Source organism: Saccharibacillus sp. O23 (assembly GCF_002205895.1).
GTDB lineage: Bacteria > Bacillota > Bacilli > Paenibacillales > Paenibacillaceae > Saccharibacillus.
Genome location: NZ_NJDE01000016.1, coordinates 12,398 through 28,326, shown reverse-complemented (window position 1 = coordinate 28,326; position 15,929 = coordinate 12,398). Strand labels below are relative to the sequence as shown.

Annotated in this window: 15 protein-coding genes; 9 read left to right on the top strand and 6 right to left on the bottom strand. The window is 56.0% G+C overall.

All coding sequences use genetic code 11. The features are described from left to right. Positions 1-71 precede the first annotated feature (71 nt). Genes pssA through CDO73_RS18810 form a run of 5 tightly spaced genes read left to right on the top strand, consistent with a single transcriptional unit; the run spans position 72 to position 4,389 of the window. Entirely contained in the window at positions 72-602 is a 531-nt protein-coding gene (gene pssA, locus CDO73_RS18830; protein ID WP_179218749.1) for a CDP-diacylglycerol--serine O-phosphatidyltransferase, read from the top strand. After that, the gene (locus CDO73_RS18825) at positions 602-1,090 is read left to right on the top strand and encodes a DedA family protein (protein WP_088490073.1); all 489 of its coding nucleotides are present in this window, start codon (positions 602-604) and stop codon (positions 1,088-1,090) included. The genes pssA and CDO73_RS18825 overlap by 1 nt, the downstream gene beginning before the upstream one ends. Further along, a complete protein-coding gene (gene asd, locus CDO73_RS18820) occupies positions 1,077-1,976 on the top strand; it encodes an archaetidylserine decarboxylase (protein WP_088490072.1) in 900 nt (299 codons plus the stop codon). The genes CDO73_RS18825 and asd overlap by 14 nt, the downstream gene beginning before the upstream one ends. Continuing rightward, a complete protein-coding gene (locus CDO73_RS18815; protein ID WP_088490071.1) occupies positions 1,925-2,605 on the top strand; it encodes a response regulator transcription factor in 681 nt (226 codons plus the stop codon). The genes asd and CDO73_RS18815 overlap by 52 nt, the downstream gene beginning before the upstream one ends. Then, entirely contained in the window at positions 2,602-4,389 is a 1,788-nt protein-coding gene (locus CDO73_RS18810; RefSeq protein WP_088490070.1) for a sensor histidine kinase, read from the top strand. Before CDO73_RS18815 ends, CDO73_RS18810 begins: the two co-directional genes overlap by 4 nt. 529 nt (positions 4,390-4,918) lie before the next feature. On the opposite strand, the gene psiE is transcribed toward CDO73_RS18810, so the two are convergent. Then, a complete protein-coding gene (psiE, locus tag CDO73_RS18805) occupies positions 4,919-5,344 on the bottom strand; it encodes a phosphate-starvation-inducible protein PsiE (protein WP_088490069.1) in 426 nt (141 codons plus the stop codon). Beyond that, positions 5,341-6,567: an MFS transporter gene (locus CDO73_RS18800; RefSeq protein ID WP_088490112.1), complete on the bottom strand. Its 1,227-nt coding sequence runs from the start codon at positions 6,565-6,567 to the stop codon at positions 5,341-5,343. The genes psiE and CDO73_RS18800 overlap by 4 nt, the downstream gene beginning before the upstream one ends. 276 nt (positions 6,568-6,843) lie before the next feature. On the opposite strand from CDO73_RS18800, the gene pdxR reads away from it, so the two are divergent. From pdxR to CDO73_RS18780, 4 genes are all read left to right on the top strand, one after another. Further along, positions 6,844-8,304 carry a MocR-like pyridoxine biosynthesis transcription factor PdxR gene (gene pdxR / locus CDO73_RS18795; RefSeq protein ID WP_088490068.1) on the top strand — a complete coding sequence of 487 codons (1,461 nt, stop codon included), beginning with the start codon at positions 6,844-6,846 and terminating at the stop codon, positions 8,302-8,304. A 46-nt stretch (positions 8,305-8,350) separates the two neighbouring features. Further along, positions 8,351-9,226 (top strand): hypothetical protein, encoded by an 876-nt coding sequence (locus CDO73_RS18790; protein ID WP_088490067.1) that lies wholly within the window; start codon positions 8,351-8,353, stop codon positions 9,224-9,226. Between the two features lie 297 nt (positions 9,227-9,523). Continuing rightward, positions 9,524-9,796 carry an HPr family phosphocarrier protein gene (locus tag CDO73_RS18785; RefSeq protein WP_088490066.1) on the top strand — a complete coding sequence of 91 codons (273 nt, stop codon included), beginning with the start codon at positions 9,524-9,526 and terminating at the stop codon, positions 9,794-9,796. A gap of 175 nt (positions 9,797-9,971) precedes the next feature. Beyond that, the gene (locus tag CDO73_RS18780; protein WP_088490065.1) at positions 9,972-11,735 is read left to right on the top strand and encodes a sensor domain-containing diguanylate cyclase; all 1,764 of its coding nucleotides are present in this window, start codon (positions 9,972-9,974) and stop codon (positions 11,733-11,735) included. Between the two features lie 90 nt (positions 11,736-11,825). Here CDO73_RS18780 and CDO73_RS18775 read toward each other — a convergent pair whose 3' ends face one another. From CDO73_RS18775 to arr, 4 genes are all read right to left on the bottom strand, one after another. After that, entirely contained in the window at positions 11,826-12,422 is a 597-nt protein-coding gene (locus CDO73_RS18775; protein ID WP_179218748.1) for a GNAT family N-acetyltransferase, read from the bottom strand. Positions 12,423-12,572: 150 nt separating this feature from the next. Continuing rightward, complete coding sequence (locus CDO73_RS18770) at positions 12,573-14,699, bottom strand: methyl-accepting chemotaxis protein (RefSeq protein ID WP_088490063.1); 2,127 nt, start codon at positions 14,697-14,699, stop codon at positions 12,573-12,575. Positions 14,700-14,910: 211 nt separating this feature from the next. Next, a complete protein-coding gene (locus CDO73_RS18765) occupies positions 14,911-15,102 on the bottom strand; it encodes a hypothetical protein (RefSeq protein ID WP_088490062.1) in 192 nt (63 codons plus the stop codon). 164 nt (positions 15,103-15,266) lie between these two features. Further along, positions 15,267-15,683 (bottom strand): NAD(+)--rifampin ADP-ribosyltransferase, encoded by a 417-nt coding sequence (arr, locus tag CDO73_RS18760; RefSeq protein WP_088490061.1) that lies wholly within the window; start codon positions 15,681-15,683, stop codon positions 15,267-15,269. Positions 15,684-15,929 lie beyond the last annotated feature (246 nt).

Below are 15,929 nucleotides of genomic sequence, written 5' to 3'. Positions count from 1 at the left end.
ACACATAACTTCCGGGTACACTTCCCGATAAGAACGGATCGAAACAAAAGGGAGTGACCGGGATGATCGCAATGAGAAAAATGATACCGTCGGCGCTGACGCTGGCGAATTTGCTGCTTGGTTTTCTGGCCGTCGTTTTTACGTTCAAAGGAGAGCCGGAGGCGGCCGTTCTGTTGATCGTCGCAGGGTTGATCTGCGATTTCTTCGACGGCTACTGCGCGCGAAGATTGGATGCGGTTTCCGCGCTGGGGCGGGAATTGGATTCGTTGGCGGATCTCGTGACGTTCGGTATCGCGCCCGCGCTGCTGATCTATGCTTCTTCGCTGCATGAAGTCCGCGTATTGGGGGCGGCTTGCTGCATCGTATACGTATGCTGCTGCGCGCTGCGGCTTGCCCGCTTCAACGTCTCGCAGAGCAGTCTCGCCGGATTCGTCGGTATGCCGACGCCGCTTGCGGCCGTGCTGGCTTTGATCTTGACCGATCTGGCCGGACCTGCGCCGCTGGCCGCGTTCTGCCTCTTGGGCATCGCGGTTCTCATGGTGAGCCGTCTGAATTTTCCCGCTTTCAAAAAAGCCAAACCCGAACCGGCGGAGGACTGCTGATGGATACGGTGCTTCGTTTTCTCGGAGACTACGGGTACGGAGCGATCTACGGTCTGTTGACGCTCGGCATCGTGGGACTGCCCGTGCCGGACGAGCTGTTGATGACGGCCGTAGGCTATCTGACCTTGATCGGCACGATGAAGCTGCCTTACGCGATTCTGTTCAGCTTCGCCGGAGCCATGAGCGGCATGATGATCAGCTACGCGATCGGACGCAAAGCCGGAAGACCGCTGCTGGACCGCTACGGTAAATGGGTCGGCCTCAAACCGCACCGAATCGCCAAAGTGGAAGGATGGATGGGCAGATACGGGCCGTTGTCGATCGTGATCGGTTATTTTATCCCCGGATTTCGGCATGTCACCTGTTATCTGTGCGGAATCGGTCGGATGCCGCTTCGCCGCTACGGCGTATTCGCTTCGATCGGCGCGCTGATTTGGTGTTTGATTTTTATCTTCGCGGGAAGGATACTGGGACATGCGAGTTATTGAAGGAAGAACGGAACGGTATCGCCAACAAGCTTACGGTTCCGTCATGCGAGTCTTGGGCAGCCGCGTATGCAGCCGGAGCTTGAAGCGTTTCTGCGATTCGGCGTTCAGCCGGATTTTGATTCCGCTTTTCGTTCGGGCATACGGCATCGATACGAGCGAAATCGGTCGGCCGCTCAAAAGTTACCGCTCGCTGACCGATTTTTTCGTGCGCGATATTCATCCGGATCTGCGGCCGGCCGATCCCGATCCGGCAGCGGTGGTCAGCCCGGTGGACGGTTACGTGCAGACGTTCGGAGACATCGCGGACGATTGCACGTTCGAAGTCAAAGGGAAACGGTATTCGTTCGAAGAGTTGACCTCGATGAAGCTGGGCTATTCGGGCTTCGCGGGAGGCAAATTCATCATTTTGTATCTCAGTCCCGCGGAGTATCATCATTTTCACAGCCCGGCATCCGGCGAAGGACGTCAGATCGCGGAGTTAGGACGCCGTTCGCTGCCGGTGAACGCGGCCGGTTGGCGGTACGGAGGCCGCCTGCTGGCGTTGAACCATCGGATCGTATTCGAGATTCGGCGGCGAAGCTCGAGCCTGCTTATGGTGGCGGTGGGCGCGTTGAACGTCAATTCGATCGAGCTTAACAATCCGCGTTCTTTTTGGCGAAAAGGCGAAGAAGTCGGCTATTTTTCGTTCGGGTCGACGGTGGTCTGCCTGTTCGAGCGAGAGCGGATCGAGTGGAGCGAAACGTTACAGGAAGAAGATCGTTTGCGGGTAGGCGAACGGATCGCGATATGGAAGCAGAAGCCGGATAATGCGGCGGAGCAAGGAGGAGAACAAGCATGTCCAAAAAAGTGTTGGTCGTCGAAGACGAACGCCGAATCCGGGAGCTGATCGCGGATTATTTTGCCGCGCAGCAGTGGCAGGTCTGCCAAGCCGCGGACGGCGCGGAAGGATTGTACGTATTCGAGACGGAGACGCCGGATCTGGTGATCCTCGACCTGATGATGCCGGAGATGGACGGATGGGAGCTGTGCCGCAAGATTCGCAGACGATCGGATGTGCCCGTGATCATTTTGACGGCGGTATCCGGCGACGAGCGGGAGATCGAAGGATACGAGCTGGGAGCGGACGACTATATGACCAAGCCTTTCAGTCCGAAAGTGCTGGTGTCCAAAGCGGAAGTGCTGATGCGCCGGGTCGAAGGACGCCTCGTATCGGCCGGAGAAATTCCGCTCGGATTCGGCGCCGTGTTGAACGTGCGGAATCGCCGGGTAGAACACGGCGGCGAGATCTGCGATCTGACTCCCAAAGAGTTGGGGATTCTGCAATTGCTGCTGCGCAACCGGGGGATCGTGCTGTCGCGGGATACGCTTCTCGGTTATGTCTGGGGCACGGAATACGAAGGAGACGTCAGGGTCGTGGATACGCATATCAAGAAGCTGCGGAGCAAGATGGGGCCTGCGTCCGATTGCATCCGTACCGTGTTCGGCGTCGGCTATGCCTATGAGGAACCGTCATGACCAAGCGAAGCGGCGGCAAGAGGCGGCGAACCGGCATCACCGCCCGTCTGTTTCTGGTCACCGCCGCGATCTTCATGTTGTTTTACGCGATCGTGTTGGCGGGTCAGATTCTGGTCTTTCCTCAATTTTACGAACATCGGAAAATGACGAAGTTGGAGCGGGGAGCCGAAGAGCTGGCCGCTTGGTACGAAGAAGATCCGGCGCGTTTCGAGCAGGGAGACTCTTCGTTTTTGACTCGTCTTCGCCGGGATGACGTGAACGCGGCGCTGACCGATTTCGACGGCAACAACATGGCCAACGATCCGTTTCGGATTCAAGTCGTCCGTTCGGACGGGCAGGTGCTCGACGTCTCTTTGTTTTATCTGGTGGTGGCTTACCGCAGCGAACTGGAACGGCTCAAATTGTCGGCCGGCGAGTCGGTTCGGTTGTACGGCGAATTCGGAGAAGGCGGCGACGCCAAAACGTTTTATGCGTTCTACCTCGGGGCGGCCGATGCGGCAGAAGGCGGCAGAGAAGCCGGGGAGCGAGGCGCTCAGAACGAAGCGCAGGCGATCACGGGAACGCTGCTGACCAAGCAGCTTCCCGATACCAGCAAGCTGAGCCGCCGCATGGGACTGCTGTATCTGGTGCTCGACGAATTTTTCCCGTTGTCCGATTCTTACAGGGAGACGCTCGAGCAGATGAAGCCGGTCGAGCTGAAATGGATCGATTCGTTCAGCGGCAACCGCAGCGGAATCCGCATCCAACCCGTGCGCGGCGCAGACGGCGAGATCAAACTGCTGATTCTGGTCACTTCGCTTCAGGAGATCAAAGAAACGAACAGCGCTTTGCGCGTTTTCTACGCGTACCTCGGAGCCGGCGGGCTGATCCTGATCGTCCTGCTGTCCATCTTCTATTCGCGGATCGTGACCCGTCCCCTGCTTCGGTTGAACGAACGCGCGGAGAATATGAAGAATCTGGACTTTGCCGGCGAACAGCCGCCGCATCGCAGCGACGAATTGGGCAATCTGTCCAATACCTTGTTCGAACTGTCGAGCAAGCTCGGCGCGACGTTGGAAGAGTTAAGCGACACGAACGCGCGGCTGACGCGGGAGATCGAAGAGAAGAAGCAGCTGGAACAGCTTCAGAAAGACTTTTTCGCCAATGCTTCGCACGAACTCAAGACGCCGATCAGCATCGTGCGCGGATTTGCCGAAGGCATGAGGGACGGCATCGGAGCAGGTAGGCAGGATCATTATATCGGCGTGATCTTGGAAGAGAGCGAGAAGATGGAACGTCTCGTTCAAGACATGCTGGAGCTGCTGCGTCTGGATTCGCCGGCCGTCAAGCTGTACAAGTCGCCGGTGCTGCTCAGCGAATTGACGGAGCAAGCGCTTCAGAAACTGGTCTATCGCATGCGGGAAAAAGGATTGGCCGCGCGCATCGTCCGTCAGAACGAACGAACCGTGATCGTGGACGTCGGCAAGATCGAACAGGTGGTGCTGAATCTGCTGACCAACGCGATCCGCCACGCCGAACCGGGCAGCACGATCGAGATCGATGTCTGCGAAGAAGGCGGCCGCTGCGTCTACAGCGTGCATAATGCCGGCGCGGGGATTCCCGAAGCGTATCTGAGCCGAATCTGGGAACGATTCTTCCGCGCGGAAGCCGCCCGCGATCGGGAAAGCGGCGGCACCGGCTTGGGCCTTGCAATCGTCAAACGGATCTTGGAACTTCACGACTGCGAATACGAAGCCCGTAACGAGCAAGGCGGCGTGACGTTCGAGGTCGCTTTTCCCGATTGAAGGGTACGCGAAAAGTGCGAACCCCAAGCTCCCATGAAATCTGCGGGAGGTTCGCACCCCGCGCCGCGATTGGGATTGAACGATTTCGGTTGTGTTTTTGTCCGGTTTTCGTTAGGCTGATTTTGGTCGCTCCCCGTGCGGGAGCGTGGATTGAAACGCAGTAATATATCGAGAAAGTTCCAACGCAGCTAGAAGCGAGTCGACTCCGAGAGCCGTGCGTTTCCGCAGGATCACGAAGCGGCTTCGCTAACGGATCGTAGATTCCTTAGAACCGCAAAATAACCCTTTTCGAGATTCTAACGGATCGTAGATCTCTTAGCCGTCCGATTCGCCTCTTTTTAGGCCAAAAACCTGCCTTTTTTCACTCTAAGCGTCATCTCGTTCCGTTAGAATTTCAAAACTGCTTTGAATGCTCGCTAAGCGTCACCTCGATCCGTTAGATACCGAACGTTGATCCGAATCGATGCGGAAAAACCAAAGAAGGGACGACCACCGAGGTCGTCCCTTTTGCTTTTATTCTTTTAAACCCTTACTCCTGCTTATCCTGTGTCCGCCCCACGATAAACAGCGCCCCCACCAGAACCAGAATCGCCAGCGTCCACCAGAACGTATGCACCGCATCGTCGTGGTCGACGATAATCAAACGGATGATCGCCGTAATCCCGATATAGATGAAATAATGCAGCGGGAAATGGAAATTCGATTTGAAGTACTTCACGATCAGAGCGATGAATTCGAAATACAAAAAGAAAACCAGAAGTTCGTCCGCCAAACTAAAATAGCTGCTCACCGATTCCGACGAGAAGAACGCTTGGTTGACGATAAACCAAGTTTCTCCGATCAGAAAGACGCTGAGCACGAGAGCCATCACGAATAAACAGACATTCAAGATCATTTGCAGCAGTTCGGGTAACTTTTGTGTATGAAACCAGCGGAGTACGTTGATTAATTTCATTGGGAGATTTCTTCCTTTTTATCAAGATAAGTAGGGCCGTCCATTTTCATTTTTAACGTGAATAAACAGCAGGTTAAAGTGAGCAGCGACGATAAGCCGTATACGACAAATAGAGAAGAGACGTTCATCAGCAGACCGGAAACGCCCGTTCCCAGCAGCATGCCGGCCATCATGATCGGAATCATCAAGCCGTTGACCCGTCCGACATAATCCTGCCGCACTTCTCGGATCATGAACGCGGTAAAAATCACTTCGAAAAACGCTCCGCATAATCCGGACAACACACGCGTTCCCGAAGTCAACAGCGGCCAGATCGACAAGACCTCGACAAAGGTCAAGATCGACCAGATCATCATGATGCCGGTCATAACGCTGCGTCGATGGCGGCCTACCCATGCCGATCCCACGGCCGCCAGAAGTCCGCCTACCAACATGCCGACGCCTTCGGAAGCCGTCAGCCATTGCACGCCTTCTTTGGGCAGACCCAAACGTTCGAGCGCCAAGAAGACGTCGAGCGGCTGCGTCAATCCGATCGACAAACCGCTAAGCAGGAACAGAACCGCCGTCAGTTTCAGATTCGAACGCTCTTTGACATAACGAATGCCGTCTTTCAGATCCGTCCACGGCGAAGCGGCTTCTTCTCTGGTTTCTCTTTTCGAGTCGGGCAGCAGCAGTTGGATTCCCGCCGCGCTCAAGAAGACGATGATCAAGGCGATCAGAGAAGCGTCCAATCCTAGACGAGTATAGATGAACGTTCCGAGAACCGGGCCGAGAATGGTGAAGATCGCCATCAAGCTCTGCGTAAGGCCGACCGCCGTTCCTACCTGTTCTTCGGGAACATGCCGCCGGAACAGCACCGAAGACGAAGGCTGCGAGAACTGGCTGACGATGGCGGATACGACGGTGGCGACGAACACGGCCTGCCACAGTCCGGCCATGACCAAGAGCAGAATCAGCAGGATCGAGACCGCGCTGAGCGCGTCGCCTGCGATGACCGTTTTCTTGGGATTCCAGCGGTCGGCGAACGTTCCGCCGATCAGCGAGAACAAGAAGATCGGCAGATATTCGAGCGTAGTCAGCAAAGACACCGCGACGGGATTGTTGCCGCTTTGTTCCATAACGTAGAACAAGAGCGCCATATTGCGAATCCAGATGCCGATCTGCTGAAGCAGGTCGGCCCCGGCGACGATCAGAAATACGCGGTTGCGCAGGAGCAGATTCATGACGGGCTCCTCTTTTTCGCCGAAAAGCGCTCCGGATCCGCAAACGCTTGCCGGCTCCGACAAAGATCTAACATGTTTCGATTCTCCTTTTGCGTGACGAGTGTAGATTTAGAGCTTAACGCAGAGTTTTGTTTTTCTTGTGTTCGATTTCGACCCGGATATCGATCCGACGACGCGCAGGGGCGAAGCCGCCCACCGCTCGCGCAAACCTGCCTACCCGCGGTTCTTTCTTTTGACGCCCGGATATGGAATGATAGAGGGTAAGGAGCTGAGCGAATGTTTAACGATTTCAGAGCGGAGGGCGACAGCCCGGCTTACATGCAATTGAAGACGTATATCGAGACGTTGATTACGCAGGGGCTGATGCCTCTTCACCATAAACTGCCTTCCACGCGCGAATTGGCCGGACTGCTCGGCGTCAGCCGCACGACCGTGATCAGCGCGTACGAAGCGCTCGAACGCACGGGGTGGATCGAAGCGGTCAAAGGCCGAGGCAATTTCGTGTCCCGCGCGGCCGTGCATCTGGAAGAACCGCCGGGAGCGATCGACTGGAGACAAAGACTCAGTCCTCAAGCTTTTCTGTCGGAAGAGATGGATCTGATGAAGCACGGCATCAAATGGGAAAAAGGCATGATCGCGTTCACCAGCATCGCGCCCGACGAGAAGTTGTTCGACGTGAACGGATTCAAACGCGCTTTTCTGGACCGGATGTCGCTCGAAGGCGAAGTGCTGCTGAATTACGGCTACGCGCAGGGATACCGGCCGCTGATGCAGTATCTGATGAATTATATGCGCGGCAAAGGCGTAGAAACGGAAGGCAAAGACATTCTGATCACCAACGGATTCACCGAAGGCTTCGATCTGGTGCTGACGGCGATCGGACGGCGCAGCGGGCGTATTCTGTGCGAGAATCCGACCCACCAGACGGCGATCAAGATGATGAAACTGCACGGGTTCGAGCCAGTCGGCGTAAAGATGGAACACGACGGCATCCATATGGACGAGCTGCGGCGAACGCTGGACGAAGGCGGATTCGACCTGGCTTATCTGACGCCTTCTTACCACAACCCTACAGGAATCGTGACGTCGCCCGAGAAAAGGATGGAACTGCTGCGCCTGCTCGGCGAACGCGAAGTCCCGGTCGTCGAAGACGGCTTCAACGAAGAGCTGCGTTATTCCGGCGCGCACGCGGCTCCGCTTATCGCCTGCGCGGGCACCGGCAATTCGGTCGCGTATATCGGCAGTTTCTCTAAGATCTTGTTCCCCGGCATTCGGGTAGGCTGGATCGTGGCGGACCGCGAGCTGATCGGTTATCTGGAGAGCCTTAAGCGGGCGCGAACCATTCATACGTCGACGCTCGATCAAGCGCTGCTCTTCCAATATCTGCACAACGGCAATTTCGAACGGTATATGAAAAGGGCGCGAGCCGAATACAAACGCAAATACGAATCGGCCGTGCGAAGCTGCCGCGAACATATTCCGATGCGCGCGATGAGCGGCGAAGGCGGACTGCACGTATTCGTGGAGTTGGACGAGCGCCTCGATGCCAGAGCCGTGCTGTCGGACTGTCACGCTCGCGGAGTCGTGTTCACGCCGGGCGACATTTTCTTCACGGACGGCCGGGGACGCAATACGCTCCGGATCGGATTCTCGCGCGTGCCGGAAGAGAAGATCGAAGAAGGAATTCGTGTGATCGGCGAAGCGGTAACCGAACGATTGGCGAAGCTGCGCGGATAGAGCGATACTTATGCGACATACAAGGAAAGGAAAGAGAGGGAGCGATATGCGAACAAAAACAAACCGGTTCGATCGCGGTACGGCAATATTGCCGGAGTCGGCGCGCAAAATCGGATTCAAGCCGATAGCGGCAGCCGCGCTTCTGGCTTCTTTGCTGCTGCTCGGCGGGTGTGTGCGTTTCGGACCGCAGGCGGACGAAATGGAGAAGACCGCGAGCCGATCGGCCGAAACGAACTTGCAAGAGGAGAACTCGCCGGCAAACAGCGCCGATCCGGAAGAAAGCGCCGTGACGCCGGAAAAAGAAACGGATTCGGACAACGAAACGCGGACGGAGCAAAAAGGCGAGCCGGATTCGAAGGACCGAAGCGATGCGCAAGCAGACGATACCGCCGGCTCCGGAGAAAAAGGCGCTAAAGCGTCCGCCGCCAAAGACAAACTCGAGATCGAAGCGACGATCAATCGCGATGATTCGCAGTCGATGGTCACCGTCGAATTGCAGCTGCTGCCGCAGGGGTATTCTTTGGTGAGCTTGTCGTGGGAGCCCGCAGTCGAAGATCCGTCCAATCGGACCGATGTGTCTTCGCAGGCGGGACAGCCGATCTCCGGTTCCGCCGCGGCGAACGGAACTTCCGTGCAGGAGCAAACGGGGAGCGGTTCGCCGTCTTCCTCGGCAGAATCCGAGCGCGTCACCAGCACGTATCATGATGCCGTTCTCGCCGGTCAGGCCGGTTCGAAAGGGTTCTTCATCGATCAAGACGGCCAACGGATCGGTTATCGATATACCGAGCAGCAGAGAGGGCGTTCGGGAACTCTGCGACTCGATTTCCGGGACAGCGACGGAGCGACCGTGACTTGGGATGAAGCGGTTGTTTTGGGGACCGCGAATTCGCCGGATGACGAAACGAACCAAGAAGGCGGTTAAAGCGTACGCGCCGCGTTTCCGATTGACGGGTCCGGACGGTTTCAAGCTTGAATAAAGTGGATAAACATTCAGTACATCGGACCTGCGGATCAACATAAATCCGGCAGGACGAAGACAAGCCGTATCGGATTTTCGCTTTCGGCGAGCAAGATTTCTGCCGAGGCCGCGCTAATTTTTCGGTCCGGAAATCCGATATATAGAGCAAGAGAGACGGCGGCGGCGCGGAATGCCGGATGCCGTTTTTCCTAAGATATGGAAGCGTTATCAGGTTAATACGGAAAAGAGGGGACACACCTTATGAGAGTGCACGAATTCATGATCGAAGGAGACTTCAATCGCGACGAACTGCTCCGCATCTCATCGCAAGCTTCTCAGTTCGCTTCGGAGATCAAATTGACTTTCGGCGACGAAGACAACCAGCGGATCGTAGACGTCAAAAGCCTGCTCGGCATGATGCTGCTTCCGATCCATAGCGGCAGCAAAGTGCGGATCAGCGCGAGAGGACAAGACGAACTCGAAGCGTTGGAATATATGTGCGGCCTGTTTCAGCACGGATGCGCTCCTCATTAAACGATCGAAAAACGATCGAACGATCATAGGAGACCGTCAGGCCGAAGCCCATCCTCCTTCGAGAGCGATGGGCTTCTTTGCGCGGTTTCTTCATTCTTTTTCGGCGAATGCCGATATTGGGTAGCAGAGGCAGGAGGCGCACGGGCGAACGGGCCGGGAAAGGGGTCGATTCACGATGTTTCAACGTTCGTTTAATCTCGGCAGCTTGCAGGAAATCGACTCTTGCCTGGAAGATGCCGAACTGCACCGTCAAGCGGCGCTAAGCCGTTCGATTTTGATACAATTCTTCGCGTCCGATCTGGAGCCTTCGGAAGTACCGGGTCTTCATGAACGGATTTCGGCGAGCTTTCCGCAAGCGGTCGTCGTCGGAGTCACCACGGCAGGCGAAATTCACGAAGGCGGCGTGATCCAGCATCGTACCGTCGCGGTTTTCTCTTTTTTCCGACAAGCCGATGCGGTCATGCATGCCTGCGCTTGTCGTCGCGGAGAAGAAGAGTCGGTCGGACTTCGTCTGGCCGAAGAACTACTGGCGGACGGAAGTCTTATGCCGATCAAAGGTCTGCTGCTCTACGCGACGACCGGCAGAATGAACGCGGCGGGACTGCTCGGCGGTCTGCAGGGCAAGTTCGGAGACGCGCCGTTGTTCGGAGCGGGAGCGGCGGCTTACCATAACGCCGAGCAGGCTTGGGTATTCGCGAACGGGACGGTGTACCGGGACGGGGCGGCGATTATCGCTTTTCGGGGGAGCGAACTCGAGATCCGAGTCCATCCGTATTTGGGCTGGGAACCGCTTAGCCGAGGCATGACCATTACCGAGATCGGGGACCCGACTTTGATTCGCACGTTGGACGGAATCCCGGCGGCGGACGTGTACGAGAAATATTTGGGCATCTGCGGTACCGAACGGTTTTTCGAGCATATGCTCGAGTTTCCGCTGATGGTCGATCGTCAAGGCAGCCTGTTGGCGAGAGTTCCGATCCTGCGCGAACCCGACGGGAGCCTAAGACTCGTCGCGGACGTAAGGGTCGGCGAAGAAGTCCGTTTGTCTTACGGCAATCCGAAACACATCGTGATCGAAACTTCGGATATCGAACGGAAAATGGGCGATTTTCGTCCGGAAGGACTGCTGCTGTTCTCTTGTTACTGTCGACGAATTTATCTTCAGGAAGCCGCCGACAGGGAAACGGCGGCTTTCCAGAAATTCGCTTCGTCTTCGGGACTGTACACGTACGGCGAATTTTACGGGCAAGGCGACAACCTGCAGCTGCATAACGCGACGATGGTTGCCGTAGGCATGCGCGAAGGCGCATCGCCGCCGAACATAACGCAGTCCGACGAAAAATCGCTTGCGCTGCCGGAAACGGAAACCAAACAAATGGAGATGACCAGCCGGCTGGCCCGTTTTATCGGCGTGGTCGTCGGCGAGTTGGAGCAGGCTAACGCGGAGCTGCGGGAGATCATGCAGACCGATAGTTTAACCGGGCTGTTCAATCGCGGCCAGATGGATAAATTGCTCCGGCAGCGGATCGGCGAAATGGAAGAAGGCGATTGCTTATCCGTCATTTTGTTGGACGTGGACCGCTTCAAAGCGATCAACGATACCTACGGCCATCTGGCCGGGGACGAGGTGCTTCAGCAGACCGCAAAAATCCTGCGCCGCCATGCGGACGGACGGGAAGCCGCGGGCCGCTGGGGCGGCGAAGAATTTTTGCTGATCCTGCCCGGCATCGGATCGGACGAAGCGGTTCGGATCGCGGAACGGATTCGCCGGGACCTGGAGTCGGGAGACTTCGGCGACATCGAGCGCGTGACCGCAAGTTTCGGCGTCACCTCGGCGATGCCGGGCGAAGAGACGCGTCGAATCTTCAAGCGGGCGGACGAGGCTTTATATGCGGCGAAACACGGCGGGCGTAACCGCGTGGTATCGTTCCGCAGCTGACAGCCCGTGACCGACAAAGCCGAAAACGTCTCGGCTCGATCCCTCGGAACAGGGAAAGAGCGAGACGTTTTTCGTCGTTCGGGACTTCGTTCATCGGGCGAAACTCGCTTTATGAAACGCTTCGATATCGTCGAACAACCGTCTGCCGTCGCGCGGCAGCTTGCGATCGGCCGGCGTCGATTCGGGCTGGAGATCCAGCAGCATGGCGCGGTATTTTTCGGGCACCCAGATATACGAATGGACGTATTCCGTCGCTTCGAAGCCGCAGCTTTGCCAGAATCTCGTTCGGCCGCGTCCGATCTCGCTGTCGTCGGCTTCCGCTTCGATCAGCAGTCCTTGAACGCCGTACGTCCGCACGGCCCAATCGGCAATCGCGCGAACCGTTTCCCGGCCTGCGCCCCGACCTCGGAAAGCCGGCAGCACCGCCAGATAATCGATGATCAGCAGACGCGAGTCGGCGCTGAGTCCGGTCAAGGCCATCGAGCAGGTCGCCGCGTCCAGAGTGCCTTCGTGCAGGAAAGCGTCCATTTTCGTCATCATGTTGCGAACGATGCGTTCCGGTTTGCGAATATGTTCGGGAAAAGAAGCTTCGTAAACGGGACAGATGCGCGCCCATAACGATTCGCTCCACTCGGAAACGGTATGAAGTTCCAGCGAGCGGCGGCTCCGATCGGAGTGCGGGATCATAACCATTCCTTCTTTCGGTATACGGATCGGCAGGCCTTTCGTCGTCCGGGCTGCCTCTAGCATCCATTAACCATTTCCGTTTCGGGCGAAAAAACAGGACTCCGCTCCCGGCTTGAAGCCGAGAAAACGGAGTCCTGTTTCGGCGGAACGTTATTGTTCGGCCGTCAGTTTGAAGAAGCTCAGATCGTCTTGCAGTCCGCCGGCCATGCCGCTGAGATCCTGCGACGCGGCTCCGATCTCTTCGAGCGCGGCCAATTGCTGCTCGGCTGCCGCCGCCATGGCTTGGGATTCTTCCGCGGAATGAAGCGCGACTCGCGCAACTTCGGAGACGGAAGCCGTGACTTCTTCCACGCCCGCGGAAATCTGCTGCGAAGCGGCCGAAATGTCCTGCACTTGATCGTTGACGATTCGGGCGGATTGGCTGATCGCGCCGATCGCATGGCTGGCGCGATCGATAAAGGCCAAGCCTTCTTCCGTCTCCGAGTCCGTCCGCCGCATCAATTCGACCGTCTCGCCGATCAAGCCGCGAATATCGCCGATTCGCAAAGAGATCGTTTCTACGGAAGCTTGCGTTTGCTCGGCCAATTTGCCGACTTCGGACGCGACGACGGCGAATCCTCGGCCGTGTTCGCCGGCTCGCGCCGCTTCGATATTGGCGTTGAGCGACAGCAGTTGAGTCTGCCGGGCGATCGCTTTGATCGAAGCGACGATCTCGTCGATCTGCTGCGAATGCGCGTCCAGCCGCGTGACGCTGCCGGTCGATCGATTGACCGATTCGCGAATGCTTCGCATCTGATGGACGGCTGCCGACAATTCGCGATCTCCCGCTTCCGCCCGCTGCGTGGTCTCGGTCGCCGATTCGGCGACCGAAGCGGAAGATTCGGCGATCCGGGAGATGCCGATCGCCATCTCGTTCATGGCAAGCGCCGTATCTTCGGTCATGCGCCGCTGCGTCTCGGAGCCTTCCGCCACCGTTTGGACCGCGCCGGCGACCTGCCGCATGGCCAGCGAAGATTCGCGGGCGACTTCGCTAAGCTGTCCCGACGAGGCAGCCGAACGCTCCGAGGCTTCTTGCGCGACGGTCAGCGTCTTGTTCAACGCGTCGATCATGCGATTGAACGAATCGCCGACCTGACCGAGTTCGTCGCGAGTGTTGAGCGCGATCGGCTGCGACAGATCGCCTGCCGCCATAGCGGCCGAACGTTCGCTCAAGAGCCGTACCGCATTATGAACGCTGCGGTAAAACGCGATATAGAACAGCAAGATCAGAAGCAGAGTAACGGCCAATATGCCTATAACGAGATTGCGTTCGCCCTCGAACTTGTCGAGGCGCTGCTCGAACAACGTGTGCAAAGCTCCGGAAGCTTTCTGGAAAAAGGCATAAGTCGAATCGATCGTGGACGTTCCGGCTTGGAAGAAAGCTGCCGGTTCCGAAGACAGCGCCGGATCTTCCAAAAGCTGCTGCCGGGTCACCGTCAAAAAGTCTTCGATCGCTTTGAGGGCCGTTTGATCGGCGCCGCCGATTTGGGCGGCTTCCGCTTTCGGCTGAACTTTGGCGTAATGTTCGAGCAGTTGGTTCAATTTCTTGGATTCGTCTCCGATGCGGGCAATCTTTATTTTTACGTCGGTCATCAGGTCCGCATCGGCTTCGCGTTTGGTCAATATTCCGTTCCCGATTCCGCGAATTTGCGCCGTATCTTCGATCAATCTCGGAATCTGATCAATGACGCTGTTCATCAAATAATAAGAATCCAATTCGGAATCCAGCGACAACGACGAATCGTCGGCGATCTGCGTGATCAGATCCAGAGTCAGGCCGATCAGGTCGCTATGGCGCTCGAAGCTCTCGGCCGCCGTCAGCGAGGGCGTTTCTTCTTTTAGCTTTTGCCAGTCCGCAGAGATCTGCTGCCACTCGGACAAGGATTCGGCCAATCCTGATTCTTGAATCGACCGAGTCATCACGGCCGCGTTCTCGTCGGTCTTGGCGGAAGCGTCTTTCAATTTGTTCTCGCTGTCGGCTCCGCCTCCGTTCAGATAAGCATTGGCTTGCCCGCGATGCTGCTGCAAGGACAGCATAAAAGGTAAAGCCTTTTCGATCTGGGCAAGCCCTTGATCTTCCGATTGCGTGAACGCGATCTTCGCTTGGGTGTTGGAGAACCAAGAACCGAACAGGAGCGCGATCGGAATGACGAACAATACGCTGATCAGCAGAAACTTCTGAGCGTATTTGAGTCGTTCCAAGATGAAAGTAAACGGATATAACAATTTCGTCGACATACGTATCCTCCTTAGGGATTCCGGTTTTGCTTTTCGAATAAAACCAGAGGTTTTCGCGCTCTATAACGGTATATCGGAAGAGAGCAGGGAAACGTGCATATTTCTTTGAAAAAACCTTTAGCGGAGGAAAAGAAAAAAGCAGAAAAGCACGCGCAAAAAACTCCGTCGGCCGAGTCGGCTTGACGGAGTCGGAAGTTGTATGAAGGTTCGGTTAGTGCATGCGCTCGAATCGCTTGACCGCCCAGTAAGGGAGCGTAAGGGAACGATCCGACGTGTTAATGACAAAGAAGTGCGTGTCGTTCGAATCAGGATGGCAAATTCCGGTATAAAATTCGCCGCTGATCAGATGCAAGCGCAGCAATTCTTCATTGGATACGGCCTTTTTGATTTCTTGAACCGGCATGTTGTAGGCCCCCCTTAATTGCTGAATCGACTGTAGGTAAATAACTAGATATCGAGCTATCGATACCTTACATTACCCACGGTTTACAGGGGCCAATCATATTGCAGACAATATAGACGGGGAATAGCATAAAAATCCAAATAAGTATAAAAAGCCACAGGCTTTTAATCGTAGATTACGTTTTTGCCTTCTTTTTTCAGTGCGTCCAAAGACTGCAGCATATGATCGATTTCCGCGTCGGAATGCCGTTCCCAAGCGCCTAATTCCGCCACGATCTTCAAAGGAGAGGCGGAACGGTAAGAACGGGTCGGATTTCCGGGGAACCGCTTGTCCGTCAAGTTCGGATCGTTCTCGAATTCGCCCAGCGGCTCGACGACATAGATTCTTTCCTTGGAATCGGATCTTGCCAATTCGGCTCCCCATTTCGCCGCGTTCAGCGTGCCGGTAAAATAAATATAGTTCGATTTTTTATCCTGATAATTGGACAGATACAAAGGTTCGAGCAGATCCCCGATCTTCAGTTCGGCTTTGGTGCCGTGGAAAAACGGACCCGGATCCAGCGTCTGTTCGCGGTCGTTCATGTCCTCACATCCCTTATCCTTTTTGACCTGCGTCTACCAGTATAGGACTTGTCCGGGGCGGAAAACAGTCTGTAAATCGTCCGGAAATCGGATTATAATAGAAGTAGAGAAGAAGAGCGATAAAGTAATTGTTTACATTATAATAAAAACGACCTTTCCCGCAAAATTTGGGGAAGGTCGTTTTTTGTTGATTTTAATCTGAATAAAATAATAATGATTGTGCTCTAGACATTATTAGTGTTACGG

What these genes read in the sequence shown, in the direction of transcription:
- CDO73_RS18765 (WP_088490062.1), bottom strand. Translation starts at nt 15,102, where the DNA reads ATGCCGGTTCAAGAAATCAAAAAGGCCGTATCCAATGAAGAATTGCTG.
- CDO73_RS18800 (WP_088490112.1), bottom strand. Translation starts at nt 6,567, where the DNA reads ATGAATCTGCTCCTGCGCAACCGCGTATTTCTGATCGTCGCCGGGGCC.
- CDO73_RS18775 (WP_179218748.1), bottom strand. Translation starts at nt 12,422, where the DNA reads ATGATCCCGCACTCCGATCGGAGCCGCCGCTCGCTGGAACTTCATACC.
- arr (WP_088490061.1), bottom strand. Translation starts at nt 15,683, where the DNA reads ATGAACGACCGCGAACAGACGCTGGATCCGGGTCCGTTTTTCCACGGC.
- CDO73_RS18780 (WP_088490065.1), top strand. Translation starts at nt 9,972, where the DNA reads ATGTTTCAACGTTCGTTTAATCTCGGCAGCTTGCAGGAAATCGACTCT.
- pssA (WP_179218749.1), top strand. Translation starts at nt 72, where the DNA reads ATGAGAAAAATGATACCGTCGGCGCTGACGCTGGCGAATTTGCTGCTT.
- CDO73_RS18770 (WP_088490063.1), bottom strand. Translation starts at nt 14,699, where the DNA reads ATGTCGACGAAATTGTTATATCCGTTTACTTTCATCTTGGAACGACTC.
- psiE (WP_088490069.1), bottom strand. Translation starts at nt 5,344, where the DNA reads ATGAAATTAATCAACGTACTCCGCTGGTTTCATACACAAAAGTTACCC.
- asd (WP_088490072.1), top strand. Translation starts at nt 1,077, where the DNA reads ATGCGAGTTATTGAAGGAAGAACGGAACGGTATCGCCAACAAGCTTAC.
- CDO73_RS18825 (WP_088490073.1), top strand. Translation starts at nt 602, where the DNA reads ATGGATACGGTGCTTCGTTTTCTCGGAGACTACGGGTACGGAGCGATC.
- CDO73_RS18785 (WP_088490066.1), top strand. Translation starts at nt 9,524, where the DNA reads ATGAGAGTGCACGAATTCATGATCGAAGGAGACTTCAATCGCGACGAA.
- CDO73_RS18810 (WP_088490070.1), top strand. Translation starts at nt 2,602, where the DNA reads ATGACCAAGCGAAGCGGCGGCAAGAGGCGGCGAACCGGCATCACCGCC.
- CDO73_RS18790 (WP_088490067.1), top strand. Translation starts at nt 8,351, where the DNA reads ATGCGAACAAAAACAAACCGGTTCGATCGCGGTACGGCAATATTGCCG.
- pdxR (WP_088490068.1), top strand. Translation starts at nt 6,844, where the DNA reads ATGTTTAACGATTTCAGAGCGGAGGGCGACAGCCCGGCTTACATGCAA.
- CDO73_RS18815 (WP_088490071.1), top strand. Translation starts at nt 1,925, where the DNA reads ATGTCCAAAAAAGTGTTGGTCGTCGAAGACGAACGCCGAATCCGGGAG.